The following is an 18,544-nucleotide window of genomic DNA, read 5'->3' on the forward strand; positions in this document are numbered from 1 at the left end:
ACTCCCAGGGGGGCGGGGGCGGATGCCGGCATCAGGTACCAGCCGGACCACGTAGTGAAAAAGGGGTGCTCTCATGCTGGTCGGGGAATTTCTCGGATTTTCCGGTCGGGTGGATTTCGACGTCGCCGAGGGGGATGTCGAACTCGCCCGCCTGCCGTTCGGGAGCCGGGGCATACCACCGGCACCTCACCACGCGGTGCAGCGACTGGCCACGCGCGCTGTCCGCCGGCCGGCGGAGACCGGCCCCGGGGAGTACCTGCTGCTGTCCGGGCCTGTGAACCCTCCGGTGACGGAGGGGTGGGAGCGGCGGATCGCGGATCTGGTCAGGGAGGGCCGCCATGCGGAACTCGCACGGCTGCCCGGTGAACTGTGCGGGGCGTTGGTGTCCGCGCGGAAGGTGATGCTGTTCCGGAACCTCGCCAGTACGGAGGGGCTGCTCTACCGCAGGGACGGCTCCGTGGTGCGTTGGTCCACCGACCCGGCCGACCTGCTCGACCAGGAGCGCGAGGAGTTCAACCGGCAGGCCATCTGGCGGTGCTGTCGCGGCGACGAGGTGTTCATCTACCACGGGCTCACCCCCGTACGCCCCGGCGAGTTGGTCATCGCCGACCGGAACGCCCTGTCCACCGTCCGGTTCGACACTCTCACACCGCTCGAACTGCCGCGCCGCACACCGCTGGCCCAGTACGCCGAGCTCGCGTACGACATGCTGCTGCGGGAGGCCCGCGGGTATGTGGGCGCGGGGCGGGTGGGAGTCATGGTGAGCGGCGGGCTCGACTCGGCGGCCGTGCTGTGCGCGCTGGTCGAGGCCGGGGCCGACGTGGTCGCCTACCACCATGTGGTGGACGACCCGCTGGCGGACGAGTCCGAGTACGCGCGAACGATCTGCGACCACCTGTCCGTTCCGCTGGACATGGTCAAGGCGGGCTACGACAGCGGCTTCCCACCGCGCGAGCGCTCCTTCTCGCACCCCTTCCTGAACGTGGGGTTTCCCTGGCTCGAGCAACTGGCGGAGCGGGTGCACGGCGACGGCATCTCGTTCCTGGTGTGGGGCAGGGACGGCGACCTGCGGTTCGGCCCGCTCCGTTACGGCCTGCACGACGCCCTGACGGGCGATATCCCCTTCCGCGAGAGGGCAGGGCTCTGCGCGGGGCTCCTCAGTTCCCGCTGGGAACTCCCGCGGATCGCCCGCACCGCCTCCCGGTCCCACTCACTGTTCGACGAGGCTCATTCCGGCAGTGGCGTCGCACGGGCCACGGACTTTCTCGAACCGGTGCCGGGCGTCCCGGACGACCCGTTCGCGGACATACCGGCCGAGGACGACTACTCGGTCAAGGACGCCTGCGCGAATCTGACCTCGTGGCGGCCGCGCGGAATCATGATGTGCAACCCGCTGGGCTCCCGTGACCTGCGCAGCCTGGCCGCGCGCATGCCCGACGCGTACCGGATGATCCCCTACCAGGGACAGGTGATCACGAAGCCGGTACTCCGGCTGCTGCTGTCCACTCGGCTGCCCGCGTCCGTATGGCGCCGGTACGGACGCCTGTGGATGTCCTCCGCGCACAAGAACCGTGCCCTCGGGGATGCGGGGGCATTCCATGAACTGATGGGTGGTCAGCACTCCCGGCTCGTACGCATGGGTGTGGTGAACCCGGAGCGGCTGGCCGAGGTGCTGGCCGACCCGCACCGCAGGCGCCGCAACGCCGAGACACTCGTCCACGCCGCCATGACCGAGATCTTCCTGCGCCACTACAAGGGAAGGACCCCATGACAGCCCCCGCACCCTTGCTGCGCCTCGCCGAACATGCCGTCTTCGATCCCACCGACGAGGCCGGGGTCATCCTCGACACCCGCAAGGATGTCTACCTGGCCCTGAACGCGACCGCGACCCTGATGCTCCGCGCCGCCCTGCGGTTCGACACGCTCGACGAGGTGGTCGCTCACCTCGCGGAGCTGGTGGAGGCACCCACCAGCACCCTCGAGGCCGGGGTCACCGGCCTCGCGCACCAGCTCGGACAGCACGGCCTGCTCGCACCCGCCGAGGAGGGCCGACCGTGAGGGCCGTCACCAGGCCCTTGGCGGACTGGGAGTTCTTCCTGTCGGATCCGGACGCGCCGCCGCCGGGCGTGCCGCCGCGGCTGCGGCTGTACGCGCTCCTGGCCACCGCCGGGGCGGCATGGACCTACCGCCGCCGCGGCTGGAGCAGGGCACGCCCGCTCCTCGAGGGAGCCCGGCCGGCCCCGGGCGCTTCGCGGCTCCGCGGGCTCCACCCGGAATCCGTGATCCGCCTGGCCCGGCGACAGGTGTTCTGGTGCCAGCTCGTGATGCGGGTCCTCATGCCCCGCGCGGACTGCCTGCCTCGCTCCCTCGCCTTGGCCCGCTACCTCTCGGCTCTGGGGCTGCCTGCCGAGGTCTGTGTGGCCAGGGCCCTGACCAGCACGTTCGACAAGGACAACTTCCATGCCTGGACCGAACTGCACGGCATCGTGCTCAACGACAACCAGGACGTGACCGTCGGCTACCGCGTGCTTCAGCGCATCCGCTCCGCCCGCCTGGCCGACGCTCCGGCGGCGCCCGGCCGGCGGCAAGGGCTCACCTCGTGAGGAGCGCACCGAACGCACCCCACCGCCGGCCGTCCCGGCTGTGGCCGTACCTCGCCCCTCACCGCGGCGCACTGCTGGCCGTCTCCGGGCTGTCCCTGATCGTGGCGGCCGGGTCCCTCGCCCAGCCGCTGCTCGTCCAGCGGACCCTGGACGCGGCGGACGCGGGCTCCGGTCTCGGCCTCGCCCTCGCCGTCCTCGTCACCGTGGTGGTGGCGGCCGCGGCCCTGGGGGGAGTCCAGCGCTATCTGCTCCAGCGCACCGCGGAAGGCGTGGTGCTGACCGCGCGCCGCACCCTGGTGGAGACTCTGCTGCGGCTGCCCGTCGGGGAGTTCGACCGACGGCGCACAGGAGACCTGATCTCCCGGGTGGGCGCCGACACCACCCTGCTGCGGTCCGTGGTGACCGGGGGCTTGGTGGACCTGGGGTCCGGCGTGGTGGTCGCCATCGGTGCCGTGGTCCTGATGGGCAGAATCGATCTGCCGCTGCTGGGGGTGACCCTGCTGTCGGTGGGGGTCGGCGTCGCCGCCGTGGCGGCGGTCTCGCGCCGCGTCCGGCGCCTGAGCGGCCAGGCGCAGCAGGCTGTGGGCGCCATGACGGCCTCCGTCGAGCGGGCGCTGACCGCCGTACGCACCATCCGCGCCGCCCGCGCCGAGGAGCGGGAGGCCGCGCACGTCCGGCGCAGTGCGCTGGCCGCCTACGATGCCGGGCTCGGCGTGGCCCGCCTGGAGTCGCTGGCCGCCCCCTTGAGCCAGGTCGCGATGCAGGCGGCCCTCCTGTCCGTGCTGGGCTTCGGCAGCGCCCGCGTGGCGTCGGGTGCGGTCGGGGTGGCGGACCTCGTCGCGTTCGTCCTCTATCTCATCCTGTTCGTGCAGCCAATGGCCCAGGCGCTACAGGCGTACACCACCTTCCAGGTCGGCCTCGGGGCGCTCGCCCGGATCGAGGAGGTGCGGGCCCTGCCCACCGAGCCGGAAGCCGACCCCGCGGCCCTCGGCCACCCTCTGCCCGTCGTCTGCGCGCACCGGCCGGTCCTCGCCTTCGAGGACGTCGACTTCGACTACCCCGACGGCACACCTGTGCTGCGCGGCGTCAGTCTGGACGTCCCGCAGGGTTCTCGTGTCGCGCTCGTCGGGCCCTCCGGCGCGGGCAAGAGCACCCTGCTCGCCCTTGCCGAGCGGTTCTACGAGCCCACGGCGGGCGTCGTCCGCCTTCACGGGGCGGACGCCCGTGAGCTGCCGCTCGCCTTCCTGCGCGGTCAACTCGGCTACGTCGAACAGGACGCGCCCGCGCTGGCGGGCAGCCTGCGGGACAACCTCCTGCTGGGCTCGCCCGACACCGACGACGCCACCCTGCTGCGCGTACTCGACGCCGTGAACCTGCGTGACCTCGTCCACCGCGCCCCCGCGGGCCTGGACGCCCAGGTCGGGGACGGCGGCGTGCTGCTCTCCGGCGGCGAACGCCAACGGCTCGCCATCGCCCGGGTGCTGCTGGCGGCACCACCGTTGCTCCTGCTGGACGAACCGACCGCCAGCCTGGATGCCCGCAACGAGGCCGCTCTGGCCGAGGCGATCGACTCCGTCTCCGCGAACCGTACGGTGCTCGTGGTGGCTCACCGGCTGTCCACCATTGTCCGGTCCGACCTCATCGTCGTACTCGAAGGTGGCCGGGTCGTCGCCCGCGGTACGCACGCGGAACTCGTCGACACCTCGCCGCTGTACCGGGAGCTGGCCGGACGACAGCTTCTTGTCTGAACCGAAAGGGAGCCCGGGAGGAAAGCCGGCGGATGTCTAACGGAAGGTGTGGGACGCGTCGGCGGCGTTGCCGGCCCCCCGGGCCAGCGCCGTACCGAGCTGGGCGCGCGCCTGTTCGTCCCGCTCGCCGGTGCTCGCCGCGACCGCCTCGGCCCGGACGTGGTAGACCACGGCTTCCGCGGGACGTCCGGCCACGCGCAGGGCCTCGCCGAGGCCGTTGAGCGCGGACGCCTCGCCGTAGCGCTCGCCGATCGTACGGAACAGGCGCAGGGCCTGGCGGTGGTGATCGATGGCCGCGAGAGGGAGTCCCTGCCGCAGGAACACATCCCCCAGGCCGGTCATCGCATATGCCTCTCCCCCGCGGTGACCGAATCGGCGGAAGAGCTCGAGGGCCTGAGAGTGGTGGTCGGCGGCCGACTCGTAACGGCCTTGGCTGAGGTACACGCTGCCGAGGTTGGTCAGCGTCCGGGCCCGGCCGATCTGGTCGCCCGTCGCACCGTGCAGCTCGAGCGCCCGGCGCTGGTAGGCGTCGGCCAGTTCGTGATTCCCCTGGCGCTGGTACACATTGCCGAGGTTGGTCAGCGTGCGGGCCTGGCCGACTTGGTCGCCCAGCTCCTCGTACAGCAGCAGTGCCTGCTCGTGACGGTGCGCGGCGGACGGCTGGTCGCCCGACCGCCAGTGCACATTGCCGAGGTTGGACAGGGCGCGGGCCTGGCCCGCCCGGTCGCCCGCCTCGCGATGGAGCGTCAGGGCCTGCCGCAGTTGAACGGCTGCCGATCGGTGCTTGCCGAGCCTCCAGTGGACGACACCGAGGTTCGTCAGCGCGTGGGCTTGGCCGGCTCGGTCACCGAGGTGCTCGGCCGCACGCAGCGCGTGGCTGTGGAACGAGAGTGCCTCCGTGTGGTGGCCGCCGTCGAGATGGCGGAAGAGCACGGCGGCCAGGCGCACGGCGTGGGCGGCCCCGTGCCCGTCCGCCGCCACGGCACAGACCGAGCCCATGATGGGGATCTCGGCCGACAGCCAGGCCCGGGCCGCCGCCGGGCTCTCCATCTCCGGGACGGCTGCCGCCGTGGGCACGGCTCCGGGGCGGTGGTGCCGCTCGGCCGGGTAGAGCGTGTCCATCGCCGCCGTGGCACCGGCCACGTAGTGGTCGAACAAGCGGGTGCGCGCCGCTCTGCGGTCCTCCTCCGCGTCGCGCGCGCGGGACAGGCGGCCCGCGTAGGCGCGGAGGAGGTCGTGCATGGCGAACCGCCCGGCTCCGGAGGACTGGACCAGATGGGCCCGGGTGAGCAGGGCGAGCTGCCGGCCGGCCCGGTCCACGCCCTCACCGGTGAGGGCGGCGGTGGCGTGCGCACTGAAGTCCGGCCCCGGGTGCAGGGCGAGCAGCCGGAACGTCCGGGCGCTCGCGGGCGGCAGATGACGGTAGGACCAGGAGAACACCGACCGCACGGTGGCGCGGAAGTCTCCGCCCGCGTCCAGCAACTCGAGCCGCCGTCGCTGGTCGCTCAGCTCCGCCACCAGCTCGGACAAAGTCACTCCAGGGCGGGCAGCGGCCAGTTCGGCCGCCACCCGCAGCGCCAGCGGCAGCCGCGCGCACTGGTCGGCCAGAACCACGGACGACGCGTGATCCGCCGCTGCCCGGTCACCGATGAGCAGGCGCAGCAGCGCGGTCGCCTCGGCCGGGAGCAGCGGCCCGAGCTCGAGCCGGTGGGCGCCGTGCAGCGCCACCAGGCCTGCCAGGCTGTCCCTGCTGGTCACCAGCACGGCGCAGGAGGGCGTGCCGGGCAGCAGCGGGCGCACCTGCTCGACGGACAGGGCGTTGTCCAGCACGACAAGCATCCGGCGGTCGGCTATCTCGGTGCGGTAACGGCTCGCCCGCTCGTCCGGGTCGAGAGGTACGTGCTGCCCGCTCAGCCCCAGTGCGTGCAGGAAGCGGGTAAGGGCGTCGCCGGAGGGCAGGGGCCGGTCCCGGTCGTAGCCGCGCAGGTCGACGTACAACTGCCCGTCGGGATATCGGTCGCGCGCCTGATGCGCCCAGTGGACGGCCAGCGCGGTCTTACCCACCCCGGCGGTTCCGGAGATCACCGAGATCGTCATGGTCACGGGTCCGGACGCGGGGCCGCCCGGCCGCTGGTCCCCGGCCGACGGCCGGTCGAGTGCGGACAGCTCCGCGGACCGGCCGGTGAAGCCGAAGACATCCGCCGGGAGCTGCGCGGGCGGGACGGGAGCGGGCGGCGGGACGGGCGGGGCCGGACTCGTCGGCGGATCGTCCCCGCGTGCGGGGCCGTCCGGAAGGGTGCCGGGAGCACGGGAGGAGGTTCCCGGGCATCCGGCCGGACTGGCACCCGGTGTCCCGGCCGTCTCACCCAGCAACTCGGTGTATGCCGCGGTCAGTTCGGCGCCCGGCTCAACACCCAGTTCGTCGGCGAGCCTGCGGCGGCTCTCCAGATAGATGGCGAAGGCCGTTTCCCGCTGTCCGACGGCACCGTGGGCCCGCATCAGACGAGCCTGTGCTCTCTCGTCCAGCGGGTGCGCGGCCGCGACCTCCGCCAGGACGGGCAGGGCCTCGTCGGCAGCGCCCGCGGCGATCATCGCATCGCCGTATCGCGCGACCGCGGCCCGCCGCTCCTCGGCCAAGGCGACCACAGCGGGATGAGCAACCAGGAGGGGCAGGTCGGCCATCGGCGGGGACTGCCACAACCCGAGCGCCTCACCCAGCAGCGCCGCCGCGCCGCGATGGTCACCCTCGCGCCGCCCCGCCTCGGCCCGCGTCACCAGCTGCCGAAAGCGAGCCAGGTCGACATCGTCTCCGGGGACGCGGAGGGCGTAGCCGTCGCCGACCCTGGGCAGCAGCGCGCTCGGGGTCCGTGCCGGACGGTCGGGTTCCAGCAGGCGGCGTAATCGCTTGACATAGGTCTGGATCAGATTGACGGCACTGCGCGGCGGTCGGCCTCCCCACAGGGCGTCGGCCAATTCCGCCCGCGACAGTGACCGCCCCCCTGCCAGGACCAACAGGCCGAGGAGAGCCCGCTGCTGAGGTGTGCCGAGATCGATCTCGGCCTCGCCGTGCCAGGCGCATAACGGTCCGAGCACCTGAATGCGCATGGTTCCCCCTGCCCCCGGCCCCGCCCCGGACGCGGCCCCCTGGCGCGTATGCCGCGTGAACATGCTTCCCGCAAGCGCCGGTGGTGTCCAGGAGTCTTTTCCCCTCCCCGCTGTATTCGGCCAATGAGGGGCAGCGCTCTCATGCCATATCGACAGCCATGGGATCATCGAATTTCCGGCGCATATAAGAAAGATCCCTGAGAAGATCCGCCGAAGTCAGCCGCCCGCCACCACCCCGCTGCGGGGAGCCCCCGAGCGGGAGGGACCCGGTGGAGTCCCAGCTGAGCCGGCCGTCGCTGTCGATGAAGCTCCGCGTCTCTCCCCTGTTGTCCGGGTGCAAGCAGTAGGGGATATCCAAGTACCCCTTCTTGAAGGCCAGTAGCAGCGCGTGGCCCACATCGGGGGCGAGGTTCAGCACCGCGCCGACCAGCGCCGCCGCCTCCTCGTATGTACCGGTGTCGGCGGCGTCCGCGGCGTGGGCCGCGGGGACGCGTCCGGCCGCCCAGGCCGCGTACTCCAGAGCCCGCACGTTCTCGTCGATGGTGGGGATACGCCGTGATTCGGAGGCCGTCTTGACGATCAGCCGCTGCGCACCGCCGACGACCGCGAGTTCCGCCGCCTGCCCGAGCAGACGGTAGGCGCCGTCGAGTGTCTCGGGGTAGACGCCCATGTACGTGTAGACGACGACATGCCAGTCGATGGCCGGCAGCAGCTCGCCGCACAGCCGCCGCAGCGCCGCGATGGCCTCCCGGTCCTGCGTCGGGTCGGTCTGCTGGGCGTAGCTGACGGAGACGCTGCGGAGGCCGTGCTGGACGAAGAAGAGGGCCTCGAGCACGCTGATGGCCACGAGCTGGCCGGGCGGGCACAGCTGCCCGAGCATGCAGCCGCCGAACGTCTCCAGGTGGGGCTCCAGGCCGGTGTCACGGAGCTGCGTGAAGAGTTCGCAGCTCACCTCCCAGTTGCGCACGGACTCGGCCAGCGGTGTGCGGCCGTACGGCAGGCAGTAGGAGACGGGGCCGCCCTCGGTGGCGCCCAGACGTACGGGGAGCAGCGCGCGGAAGATGTCCACCGGGTTCGCCGAGCCGTGCCGCACCTGCACGGGGAAGTCCTGGCCCTGGATGCCGGACAGCACCTGTGCGGTGGTGGCGGACGGGTGGCTGACCAACGGGTAGCCGTTGAGGTCGATTCCCTCGCGCAGGGCGGTGGTGACGGCGTCCAGGTGTCCCACCCGGGTGTGGGCATCGACGGTGATGGTGCCGACGGTACGGGCGGCGGCCCCGCGTGTCGCGGAGAGCCCGGCGCGCATCGTGGCCGGGTCGCTGAACCCCATCCGGGGTTGCAGGACGAGCTGGCCACGCGCCGCGCTGGCCCGGACGAATGCTCCGAAGTCCACGGCTTACCGCTCGCTCATCGGGCGTTGTCCGAGGCCATCGTGGTCACGACGGCGGTCAGTCTCGTATCGGTTAGCTGGTCAGTCATGTGGCCGTTCCCCCTTCTGAATAGGTCCGTATGTACTCGATGCGTGAGACGGAAAGCACCTCATCGCCCCGGACCACCGCCTCGGCCGGGGCGGGTCGGCCCAGGAACATGAGCAGGCTGGCGGTGGGGCCGTAGGCCCCGGTGTTGGGGATGGCGACCACGTCACCGGGGCGCAGCCCGGCCGGGACCTCGATCTCCCTTCCGAGGAGGTCGCCGGGGGTGCACAGCGGGCCGGCCAGGGAGGCGCGCCGCGTGGCCGCTCCGTCGGCCCCGAGCCGTACGGACACCGGCAGTATCCGCCCCAGGCCTGACAGCCCCCCGAAGGTGTTGATGCCGGCGTCGAGGATGACAAAGGTCCGGCCTCGGCTGACCTTGACGTTGCTGACGGAGGCCAGCAGGGTCCCGCAGTCGCCCACCAGATAGCGGCCCGACTCGACGGCCAGCCGGGGAGCGCCCTGCCGCCAGCGCGGGAAGCGCTCGTCGAGGGCGGCTTCCAGCTCGGAGCGCAGCTTGGGGTAGATCGTCCGCTCACCGTGCTGTCCGTACGGGGCCGAGAATCCGCCGCCGATGTCGAGCAGCCGCAGGGGTACGCCGAGTTCCTGTTCGATGCGTGCGGCCGTGTCGATGGTGTGCCGGAACTCTCCGATCAGGGCTTCCTCGTCGGCCGCGTTGCTCTGCGAGAACAGGTGCAGACCGGCGACGGCGGTGCCCGGCACCGCGCGCAGCCGGGGCGCCAGCTCGGCGATGGTCTCGCTGTCGATGCCGAACTGGGTCGGCTTGCCGGTCATCCTGACGCCGGTGGCCGCGCTGGCCGTGGTGCTGTTGATCCGCAGCAGGCAGTCGGCCACCGTGTCCTGTGCCAGCGCGGCCTCGCCGATGTGCTCCAGGTCGGTCGGCGACTCGGCGGAGAAGAGCCGGACGCCGTGCCGGATCGCCTCGCGCAGTTCGCCGGGGGTCTTGCCGGGGCCGGTGTAGAGGATGTCCTTCGGGTCGTGTCCGGCTTCCAGGGCCGCGGCCAGTTCCCCGGTGGAGCTGATCTCCGCGCGGCAGGCGGGGCCGTCGCCCTGGCGCAGCGCGCGGACGAGTTCCACGTGCGGGTTGGCCTTGAGAGAGTAGAAGATGTCGCACTCCTCGGGCAGCCAGCCGAACAGATCGCTCCGGGCGGCGTCGAGGCGGTCCACATCGTAGACGTACAGCGGAGTCCCTACGTTTTCGGCCAGTTCGCGCAGCGGGGTGGGCAGGTTCACTCGGCCTCCCCGGCGAGCAGGGCCTTCAGTTCACGGCGGGCCGCCGCTTTCCACCAGGCCGGGTTGGCTCGGTACCAGGCCACGGCATCGGCGAGGCCCTGCTCGAAGGCGACGGCCGGGGCGTAGCCGAGTTCGCTGCGGATCTTGGTGTCGTCCAGTGAATAGCGCAGGTCGTGCCCCTTGCGGTCGGTCACGTGCCGCACCATCTCCGGTGCGGCACCGCACAGTTCCAGCAGCAGATCGGTGATCTGGCGGTTGGTCCGCTCGTCGCCGCCGCCGATGTTGTAGATCTCCCCGGCCCGGCCCTTGGTGAGGACCAGTTGGATCGCCGCGCAGTGGTCGGTGACGTGCAGCCACTCCCGGATGTGGGAGCCGTCGCCGTACAGCGGCACGGTTTCGCCGTGCAGCAGTCTGGTGACGAACAGCGGGATGAGCTTCTCGGGGTGCTGGTACGGGCCGTAGTTGTTGGAACAGCGGGTGATGGACACGTCGAGGCCGTGGGTGCGCCAATAGGCGCGGGCCATCAGATCGCTGCTCGCCTTCGAGGCGGCGTAAGGGGAGTTGGGGGCCAGTGGCCAGTCCTCGGTCCATGAGCCGGACGCGATCGAGCCGTAGACCTCGTCGGTGGAGATGTGCACCACCCGCTCGACTCCCGTACGCAGGCAGGCCTCCAGCAGATTCTGGGTGCCGACGACATTCGTCCGGACGAAGAGGGACGGATCCGCTATGGAGCGGTCCACATGGGATTCCGCGGCGAGGTGCAGCACCGCGTCATGGCCGGGCAGCAGATCGCGGACGAGGTCCGGATCGCAGACGTCGCCTTCGACGAATGCGAGGCGATCGTGCCGGTCGGGCAGATTGGCCCGGTTGCCGGCGTACGTCAGCTTGTCCAGGACGGTCACGAAGGCGTCCTCGTACCCGGGGTAGTCGCCCTCGAGCAGGGTGCGCACATAACAGGAGCCGATGAACCCGGCCCCACCGGTCACCAGCAGTCTCATGCGGCCACCTCGACCCGCCCGTGGTCCCCGACGATCAGCCGGTGGGAGCCATCGGCGGCGGCCGCGGTGACGGTGGCCTCCCGGCCGATGACCGAGCCGCGTATGGACCCCACACCCTCTACGCTCGCGCGGTCCAGGATGATCGTGTCGCTCAGCTGGACCTCGCGCAGCAGGCATTCCTCGCCGATCGAGGTGTGCGGGCCGATGGAGCTGCCCTCGACCAGCGTCCCGGCGCCCACGACCGCGGGCCCGGTGATCCGGGAGCGGACGATGCGGGCGCCCTCCTCCACCACGACCGCGCCGATCAGTTCGCTCTCCGCGTCGACCACGCCGCGCACGGAGGGCTTGAGCCGGTCGAGGAGCTCGCGGTTGCAGGCCAGGACATCCTCGATCCGGCCGGCGTCCTTCCAGTAGCCCGTGTAGGCGCGGGCCTGTACGTCCGCCCCGCTCGCCACCAGCCACTGGATGGCATCGGTGATCTCCATTTCGCCCCGGGCGCCGGCCGCGATCGCGGCCACGGCCTCGTGAATGGCGGGGGTGAAGAAGTAGACACCGACCAGGGCCAGGTCGCTCACCGGATGCTCGGGCTTCTCGACGAGCCGGAGGACCCGGCCCGAGGCGTCGACCTCGGCGACCCCGAAGGCACGCGGGTCGGCCACCTTGTGCACCACCAGCTGGGCGGCCGGGCGGCGGGCGCGGAACTCCTCGGCCATGTCCGCGACCCCCTCCGTCAGGAGGTTGTCGCCCAGGTACATGACGAAGTCTTCGTCGCCCAGGAAGTCACGGGCGATGGACACACAGTGGGCCAGCCCCCGCGGCGCGTCCTGCTGGATGTAGGTGAGCCGCACACCCAGCGTGGATCCGTCGCCGAGCAGCTCGACGATCTTCCCCGGCCGGTCTCCGACCACCAGCCCGATGTCGGTCACGCCCAGCGACCGCAGTCCCTCGATGACATGGACCAGGACGGGCTTGTTGGCGAGCGGGATCAGCTGTTTGGGCATGGAGTGACTGAAGGGCCGCAGCCGCAGCCCCATGCCGCCGGACAACACCAGCGCTCTCACCGGAACTCCTTCTCAGAGGGTTGTGAGGACGTCACGCAGGACACCTGTCACGGTGGATCGCCTTGATGACGGCGGGGTTGTTGAAATGGTCGGCGGCTTTTCCGGATATCTCGCGGAATTCCAGCCCTGCCCGCTCCATCAGCACCGTGAAGTCCAGTGACGTGGCCACGACAACCTTGTGCCCGCAGCGGGGAGCGCCCGGGATCCGCCGCGTCGACGTGGTCACCGCGGTGGCCAATGACGCTCTGCCGCGGGTCCATCGCGGCTGCCTGATGCAGGGGAATTCCGAAGAAGCCCGGGCAAATTCATCTGCCAGATTGGAGGCACCCGAGAACCGACAGGAAATTCCAATAACCGCAATACAGTCATCTTGCGGCAAGGATATGCTCGACAACACGCAGAAATTCCCCCGCTCCACGCGAAAAGCGGACATTGCGCCCGCCGGCACCTCCGAGAAACACCCCCACAAGGCCCGCGTCACCCTAACCCGCGGGGCCGATCCGGAGTCAAGGTTTTGAGCCTGCCGCCGTGCTGTCCCGCCTCGGCAAGGACCAACTCCCCATGGCGCGTGCCAGGTTGCACAAGGCGATCAGCCCGCCGGAATCGGCACCTTTCCAGGGGCTACGACTTGGCCCTGACCAGCCCGGCGTCGTACGCCGTGATCACGGCCTGGATGCGGTCACGCGCCCCGATCTTGGCGAGGACCCGTCCGACGTGCTTCTTCACCGTGGACTCGGTGAGGACGAGCCGTTCGGCGATCTCCGTGTTCGTCCAGCCCTGGCCGATGGCGACCAGGACCTCGCGTTCGCGGTCGCTGAGCGTCTGCAGCCGGGGATCCTCGCGGGCGCCGGTGTCGGTCGGTGCGAGTACGCGGTGGGCAAAAGCGTCCAGCAGGCGCCGGGTCAGGCTGGGTGCCACGACGGCGTCGCCGGTGGCGACCGCGTGGATGCCGGCCACGAGTTCCTCGGGGCGGGCGTCCTTGAGCAGGAAGCCGCTGGCTCCGGCCCGCAGGCCTTCGTATGCGTATTCGTCCAGGTCGAAGGTGGTGACGATGAGTACACGGGTACGGCCGCCGGCGGCGACGATCCGGCGTGTCGCCTCGAGGCCGTCCATGCCGGGCATACGGATGTCCATGAGGACGACGTCGGGTCGCAGTTGCGCGGTCAGGCGGACGGCCTCGGCCCCGTGCTCGGCCTCGCCGATCGGGCTCAGGCCGGGGGTGCCCTCCATGAGCATGCGGAAGCCCATGCGCTGGAGGGGCTGGTCGTCGGCGATCAGCACGGTGGTCATGGCAGATGCTCTCCTGATGCCGACGAATGGGGTCTCCCCTGCTCGCGCGAAGCCGAGGACTCGGGGAAGGGTGCGGGGGGCACGTCGAGCACGACGTCCACGATCCAGCCGTGTCCGGTGTCGCGTGGGCCGATGGTGACGGAGCCGCCGTACATGGCGGCCCGCTGGCGGATGCCGACCAGGCCGTGCCCGGCGTCGTCCGAGCCGGTCCGTGGCGCCGGCTCGGCGCGCACGGGCTCTGCCGGCGGTACTCCGTTGTCGGCGACCCGTATCCGCACCTTGCCGACGTCGGCGGCCACGGTGATTTCGGCGGCGGAGCCCGTGCCCGCGTGCTTGAGCGTGTTGGTCAGGGCTTCCTGCACGATGCGATAGACGGTGAGCTGCACGCCGCTGCTCAACGAGTCGAGGTCGCCGACGGTCCGGTAGGCCACTCTCAGCCCCGCTGCGCGCACCCGCGCCAGCAGGGGGTCCAGATCGCGGACCCCCGGCTGCGGGCTGAGCATCCGTACGTCGTCCTGCGCCTCGCGCAGGACGCCGAGAACGCGGCGCAGTTCGCTCATGGCCTGGCGGCCGGTGTCGCCGAGGATGCGCAGGGCCTCGGCGGACTGCTCGTTCCTGTTGGCGGCGAGAGTCGCGGCGCCGTCGGCGACACCGACCATGACCGAGAGGTTGTGGCCGACGATGTCGTGCATCTCGCGCGCGACCCGGGAGCGCTCGGCGGCGGCGGTGAGTCGGACGCGTTGGTCGTGCTCGATCTCCAGGCGTCTGGCACGGTCCTCCAACGCCGCCAGATACATCCGGCGGATCCGGAGAGTCAGGCCCACGGCGATGGCCGCTGTCGTCGTGCCCAGCAGAAAGAAAAGGCCGAGCAGTGGATGTTCGACGGGCACCAGCACGGAAACCGCCAGCGCCGCTTCGGCGGCAGCCAGCGCGCCGGCCCAGCCGAGCAGGCGCAATGAACCGTGCCGGGCCAGGGTGTACAGGGCGATGAGTGCGCTGATGCCGGCCGACAGCCAGATGCCCAGCGACCACTGGGCCAAGGACACCAGCGCGATCACGAAGAACGTGACGGCCGGGGCCCGGCGGCGCCACCGCAGCGGAATGACAAGTGCGGCGGCGAAGGCGAACAGGACGCCGGACGGCAGCTGATCACGGGAATCCCGTCCCCCGAAGGGAGCGTCACCGCTGCCCCAGAGCAGGTCGGGCAGGCTGACGCACACGACGACCAGCACCACCGCGGTGTCGAGCAGCCATGGATGCCGGCGGTCCAGCCGCTGCCGCTCCCGCTGGCCGCGCAGCAGACGGCCCAGGAACGGGTGCCCCCAGGCGGCGTCGAGCCCGGGGGACGGCGGCAGCGACGCCCTCTGGGCGGTGTCCGCGGCGGCTGCCGCGCGTTGCGCGCTCATGGACACCATTGTCCTCCTGCCCTGTGTCCTCCTGCCCTGGTCAGGCGTCGGTCCGGCGGAGCCGGAAGGCGGCCCCGGCGAGGGTCAGCGCCGCCCAGCCGGCGAAGACCGCGAGCCCCGCCCCGGGCGAGAGAGCGTCCGAGGACTCGTGCAGGGCGTAGACGGCCGACCCCGCGTTGCTGGGGAAGTAGGGGCTGAGCGTGTCGTACCACGAGTCGGGCAGCAGCGAGGCCAGACCGGGCAGGATGAGCAGGACTCCGACCAGGGCCGCGATGGCCCCGGCGGACGAGCGGATCAGCACTCCCAGGGCCACGCCGAACACGGCTACCAGGCCGAGGTAGACGCCGGCGCCGGCCAGGCTGCGCAACACGCCGTCGTCACCCAGGGAGAGCGCGATCTTCTCGCCGTCCAGGCCCGGAGTGCCCAGCTGGTAGGCGGCCAGCGCGCCGATGGTGGTGAGGGCCAGGGCGATGGGTCCGATCACGGCGGCCTTGGACCACAGAACAGGCAGCCGCCGCGGGACCGCGGCGAGGGTGGAGCGGATCATGCCGGTGCTGTACTCGCCCGCGGACAGCAGCACCCCGAGCACGCCGATGGCCAGCTGCGCGAAGGACACGCCGGTCAGGGCCAAGCTCACCGCGTCGCTGTCACCGTCGGAGCTTCCCGGGCCGGGCGGCCCGCTGGTCGCGACGGCATCGGGACTGTAGGTGTAGGAGGCGATCGCCCCGAAGAGGATCAGCAGGACGACGGCGACACCCAGGGTGATCCAGGTGGAGCGCAGCGACCAGAACTTGGCCCACTCCGAGCGCAGCACCCGGATGCCGGTCACCTTGTAGGCCGTCTTGGCCGTCTTGGGGGTCTTGGGGGTCTTGGGGGTGGCAGGCGTCTTGGGATCGGGAGCCGCGGAAGGATTACGGCGCTTGCCCGGGCGCTGGACGCGGCGGAGTGCGGTGGTGGGCATCAGGCGGCCTTTCGTTCGGTGTCGGCAGGGGCGGTGTCGGCGGGGGCGCTCTGGTACTCGACGGCGTCGCGGGTGAGGTCCATGAAGGCCGCCTCCAGGGAGACGGACTGCGGAGTGAGTTCGTACAGCGGCACCCCGTGCTGAGCGGCGATCGCCCCGATCTCACGGGCGTCACGTCCGGTGACCAGCAGTTCCTCAGCGGAGGATGAGCTGATCGTGACGTCGGGGCCGGCCAGCAGCGGGCGCAGCCTCATGGACTCGGTGGAGGCGACCTTGACGCCGCCACCCCCGGCTTCCTGGGTGAAGTCGTCGACCGTGGTGTCCGCGAGCAGCCGGCCGCGTCCGATGATCACCAGGTGGTCGGCGATCAGCGCGGTCTCGCTCATCAGATGCGAGGAGAGCATCACGGCCCGGCCCTCGTCGGCCAGCCCGCGCAGGAGGTTGCGCACCCATAGCACGCCCTCGGGGTCGAGGCCGTTGACCGGTTCGTCGAGCATGACGATCGCCGGGTCGCCGAGGAGGGCCGAGGCGATGCCGAGCCGCTGGCCCATGCCGAGGGAGAAGGCGCCCACGCGCTTGCCGGCCACGCTCGTCAGTCCGGCCAGCTCGATGACCTCCTCCACCCGGCGGCGCGGAATGCCGTGGGTGTACGCGAGCGCCCTCAGATGGTTGAACGCGCTGCGCCCGGGGTGGACGGACTTGGCCTCCAGCAGGGTGCCGATCTCGTGCAGCGGGGCGGCGTGCTTGGCGTAGGAGCGGCCGCCCACGGTGACCGAGCCCTTGGTGGGGGCGTCCAGGCCGACGATCATGCGCATCGTCGTGGACTTGCCCGCGCCGTTGGGGCCGAGGAAGCCGGTCACCTCACCGGGCTTGACGGTGAAGCTCAAGTTGTCGACGACCGTCTTGTCGCCGTACCGCTTCGTCAGCTCACGGGCTTCGATCATGGGAGTGGGCCTTTCTCGCCTCGAACCGGCAGCCGCGAAAGCACCGCGGCATCCGCGTTCGACGTTATGAGAGCGGCCGGTCGCAACTCTGGGACCGCAGGGGAATCTTCGGCGCCCGAGTGGTACCGCGGTACCGCCCCGGCGAGCAGCAGCCCGCCCGCGCCGACGGCTCTCAGCGAGGACCCAGCGGACTCTCGGCGAATTCCCAGCTTGCTGTCGCGGGATTCCCGGCTTGGGCCGCAAGGGTTCTGCACAGCTCGGTCTCCGGTCGGCGATGCCAGGTACCGGGGCCTCCGCGCATTCGCCCTTTCTGCCGGAGGTGCCCCGTCACCGCTTGTCCCCCGCCCGCATCCCGCCGGACGACGCGACACCCCACCGTCGCCTCTCCGTACGAGGAATCCATGCCCCAGACTTCCAGCTGCACGAGCGTCGCAGGCGGCTTCCAACCCGCGGCCCGACCCGATCTCTCCGACCCGTCCGGGACGAACACCCCGACCGTCGAGATCGTCGTTCCTGTGTACAACGAGGAGCGCGCGCTGCCCGGCTGCCTGCTCACCCTGCACGCCCGGCTGCGTGAGCAGTTGCCGTTCCCGTGGCGGATCACGGTGGCGGACAACGCCAGCGTCGACCGGACCTTCGAGGTGGCGACGGCGCTGGCCGACGAGCTGCCCGGGGTAGGGGTGCTTCACCTGGACCGCAAGGGCCGCGGCCTGGCGCTGCGTACCGTGTGGGGCGCGAGCGAGGCCGACATCGTCGTGTACATGGACGTCGACCTGTCCACCGGGCTCGACGGGCTACTGCCCCTGATAGCGCCGCTGGCCAGCGGTCATTCCGACCTGGCCATCGGCAGTCGCCTCGCGCCGGGCGCGCGGACCGTGCGCGGGCCTCGCCGCGAGTTGATCTCCCGCTGCTACAACGGGTTGATCCGGCTGACCCACGGAGCCCGGTTCAGCGACGCGCAGTGCGGCTTCAAGGCGGCCCGTACCGAGGTGCTGCGGCCGCTGCTGGACAAGACACAGGACGACGCCTGGTTCTTCGACACCGAGCTCCTTCTGCTGGCCGAGCACAACGGGCTGCGCATCCACGAGGTCCCGGTCGACTGGGTGGAGGACATGGACACCCGGGTCGACGTCGTCGGCACCGCCACCGACGACCTGCGCGGTCTGTACCGGATGGCCCGTCTGAAGGCGTCCGGCGCCGCCCGGGTCGCGCTGCCGCGCCGTCCCGCTCCGGCCGCCGAACACCCGGACGCGGTGCTGGCCCCCAGCACCGGCCGTTCCCGGTTCACCTGGGAGGTCGGCTGCTTCGCCGCGATCGGCGTCGCCTCGACCATCGGACAGGGGCTGCTCTACTGGCTGCTGCGCGGCTGGTGGCCGCCCGCGCCGGCGAACCTCGTGTCGCTGCTGGTGCTCACCGTGTTCAACACCGAGGCCAACCGTCGCCTGACGTTCCGCTGGTCCGAGACCGGAGTGGGACGGGCGCACCTGGGTGCGGGCGCCCTGTTCGTCCTGGGCTATCTCATCACCACCGCCGCCGTACTCCTGTACCGCGAGAGCAGTCCGGATGCCTCGGCGGCCGCCGAAACGCTCGTGCTGACCGCTTCATCCGTGCTGGTCACCGCCGTGCGCTTCCTCGTGCTGCGGCTGGCCGTCTTCCGGCGCTCTTGAGCCCCGTCGTCGGACCGGAGCCCGGTACCCCCCTC

At 71.3% G+C, this 18,544-nt stretch carries 15 protein-coding genes; 5 read left to right on the forward strand and 10 right to left on the reverse strand.

Annotated features, from left to right (window positions below; translation table 11 throughout):
• The first annotated feature begins 73 nt into the window (after nt 1-73).
• From ACWY4P_RS03325 to ACWY4P_RS03340, 4 genes are read left to right on the forward strand one after another with little or no spacing between them, the layout of a single operon-like run.
• On the forward strand, nt 74-1,771 hold the full coding sequence (locus tag ACWY4P_RS03325; RefSeq protein ID WP_456208582.1) for an asparagine synthase-related protein: 1,698 nt from the start codon (nt 74-76) through the stop codon (nt 1,769-1,771).
• Nucleotides 1,768-2,058: a PqqD family protein gene (locus ACWY4P_RS03330; RefSeq protein ID WP_456208583.1), complete on the forward strand. Its 291-nt coding sequence runs from the start codon at nt 1,768-1,770 to the stop codon at nt 2,056-2,058. Before ACWY4P_RS03325 ends, ACWY4P_RS03330 begins: the two co-directional genes overlap by 4 nt.
• Nucleotides 2,055-2,603 carry a lasso peptide biosynthesis B2 protein gene (locus ACWY4P_RS03335; RefSeq protein WP_456208584.1) on the forward strand — a complete coding sequence of 183 codons (549 nt, stop codon included), beginning with the start codon at nt 2,055-2,057 and terminating at the stop codon, nt 2,601-2,603. Before ACWY4P_RS03330 ends, ACWY4P_RS03335 begins: the two co-directional genes overlap by 4 nt.
• Nucleotides 2,600-4,351: an ABC transporter ATP-binding protein gene (locus tag ACWY4P_RS03340; RefSeq protein WP_456208585.1), complete on the forward strand. Its 1,752-nt coding sequence runs from the start codon at nt 2,600-2,602 to the stop codon at nt 4,349-4,351. Before ACWY4P_RS03335 ends, ACWY4P_RS03340 begins: the two co-directional genes overlap by 4 nt.
• A 36-nt stretch (nt 4,352-4,387) precedes the next feature.
• Here ACWY4P_RS03340 and ACWY4P_RS03345 read toward each other — a convergent pair whose 3' ends face one another.
• The 10 genes from ACWY4P_RS03345 to ACWY4P_RS03390 all read right to left on the reverse strand — a co-directional run bounded on the left by ACWY4P_RS03345 (nt 4,388) and on the right by ACWY4P_RS03390 (nt 16,842).
• Entirely contained in the window at nt 4,388-7,444 is a 3,057-nt protein-coding gene (locus tag ACWY4P_RS03345) for an AfsR/SARP family transcriptional regulator (RefSeq protein WP_456208586.1), read from the reverse strand.
• Nucleotides 7,445-7,595: 151 nt separating this feature from the next.
• Nucleotides 7,596-8,849 (reverse strand): methylaspartate mutase, encoded by a 1,254-nt coding sequence (locus ACWY4P_RS03350; protein WP_456208587.1) that lies wholly within the window; start codon nt 8,847-8,849, stop codon nt 7,596-7,598.
• 82 nt (nt 8,850-8,931) lie between these two features.
• A complete protein-coding gene (locus ACWY4P_RS03355) occupies nt 8,932-10,182 on the reverse strand; it encodes a type III PLP-dependent enzyme (RefSeq protein ID WP_456208588.1) in 1,251 nt (416 codons plus the stop codon).
• Nucleotides 10,179-11,180 (reverse strand): dTDP-glucose 4,6-dehydratase, encoded by a 1,002-nt coding sequence (gene rfbB / locus ACWY4P_RS03360; RefSeq protein WP_456208589.1) that lies wholly within the window; start codon nt 11,178-11,180, stop codon nt 10,179-10,181. Before rfbB ends, ACWY4P_RS03355 begins: the two co-directional genes overlap by 4 nt.
• Nucleotides 11,177-12,241 (reverse strand): glucose-1-phosphate thymidylyltransferase, encoded by a 1,065-nt coding sequence (locus ACWY4P_RS03365; protein WP_456208590.1) that lies wholly within the window; start codon nt 12,239-12,241, stop codon nt 11,177-11,179. The genes rfbB and ACWY4P_RS03365 overlap by 4 nt, the downstream gene beginning before the upstream one ends.
• 31 nt (nt 12,242-12,272) lie before the next feature.
• The gene (locus ACWY4P_RS03370; protein ID WP_456208591.1) at nt 12,273-12,410 is read right to left on the reverse strand and encodes a hypothetical protein; all 138 of its coding nucleotides are present in this window, start codon (nt 12,408-12,410) and stop codon (nt 12,273-12,275) included.
• 452 nt (nt 12,411-12,862) lie between these two features.
• Nucleotides 12,863-13,531, reverse strand: a complete 669-nt coding sequence (locus tag ACWY4P_RS03375) for a response regulator (RefSeq protein ID WP_456208592.1) — start codon at nt 13,529-13,531, stop codon at nt 12,863-12,865.
• Nucleotides 13,528-14,937, reverse strand: coding sequence for a sensor histidine kinase (locus ACWY4P_RS03380; protein WP_456208593.1), 1,410 nt, complete (start codon nt 14,935-14,937; stop codon nt 13,528-13,530). The genes ACWY4P_RS03375 and ACWY4P_RS03380 overlap by 4 nt, the downstream gene beginning before the upstream one ends.
• Before the next feature lie 40 nt (nt 14,938-14,977).
• Nucleotides 14,978-15,898 carry an ABC transporter permease gene (locus tag ACWY4P_RS03385; protein WP_456208594.1) on the reverse strand — a complete coding sequence of 307 codons (921 nt, stop codon included), beginning with the start codon at nt 15,896-15,898 and terminating at the stop codon, nt 14,978-14,980.
• Entirely contained in the window at nt 15,898-16,842 is a 945-nt protein-coding gene (locus ACWY4P_RS03390) for an ABC transporter ATP-binding protein (protein WP_456208595.1), read from the reverse strand. The genes ACWY4P_RS03385 and ACWY4P_RS03390 overlap by 1 nt, the downstream gene beginning before the upstream one ends.
• 401 nt (nt 16,843-17,243) lie before the next feature.
• Between ACWY4P_RS03390 and ACWY4P_RS03395 the strand changes: the two genes are divergently transcribed.
• On the forward strand, nt 17,244-18,509 hold the full coding sequence (locus ACWY4P_RS03395; RefSeq protein WP_456208596.1) for a glycosyltransferase: 1,266 nt from the start codon (nt 17,244-17,246) through the stop codon (nt 18,507-18,509).
• Nucleotides 18,510-18,544 lie beyond the last annotated feature (35 nt).

This window comes from Streptomyces sp. LZ34, from assembly GCF_053890475.1.

Coding starts and splice junctions, on each gene's coding strand:
- ACWY4P_RS03375 (WP_456208592.1), bottom strand. CDS start 13,531: ATGACCACCGTGCTGATCGCCGACGACCAGCCCCTCCAGCGCATGGGC.
- rfbB (WP_456208589.1), bottom strand. CDS start 11,180: ATGAGACTGCTGGTGACCGGTGGGGCCGGGTTCATCGGCTCCTGTTAT.
- ACWY4P_RS03390 (WP_456208595.1), bottom strand. CDS start 16,842: ATGATCGAAGCCCGTGAGCTGACGAAGCGGTACGGCGACAAGACGGTC.
- ACWY4P_RS03380 (WP_456208593.1), bottom strand. CDS start 14,937: ATGAGCGCGCAACGCGCGGCAGCCGCCGCGGACACCGCCCAGAGGGCG.
- ACWY4P_RS03395 (WP_456208596.1), top strand. CDS start 17,244: ATGCCCCAGACTTCCAGCTGCACGAGCGTCGCAGGCGGCTTCCAACCC.
- ACWY4P_RS03325 (WP_456208582.1), top strand. CDS start 74: ATGCTGGTCGGGGAATTTCTCGGATTTTCCGGTCGGGTGGATTTCGAC.
- ACWY4P_RS03385 (WP_456208594.1), bottom strand. CDS start 15,898: ATGCCCACCACCGCACTCCGCCGCGTCCAGCGCCCGGGCAAGCGCCGT.
- ACWY4P_RS03330 (WP_456208583.1), top strand. CDS start 1,768: ATGACAGCCCCCGCACCCTTGCTGCGCCTCGCCGAACATGCCGTCTTC.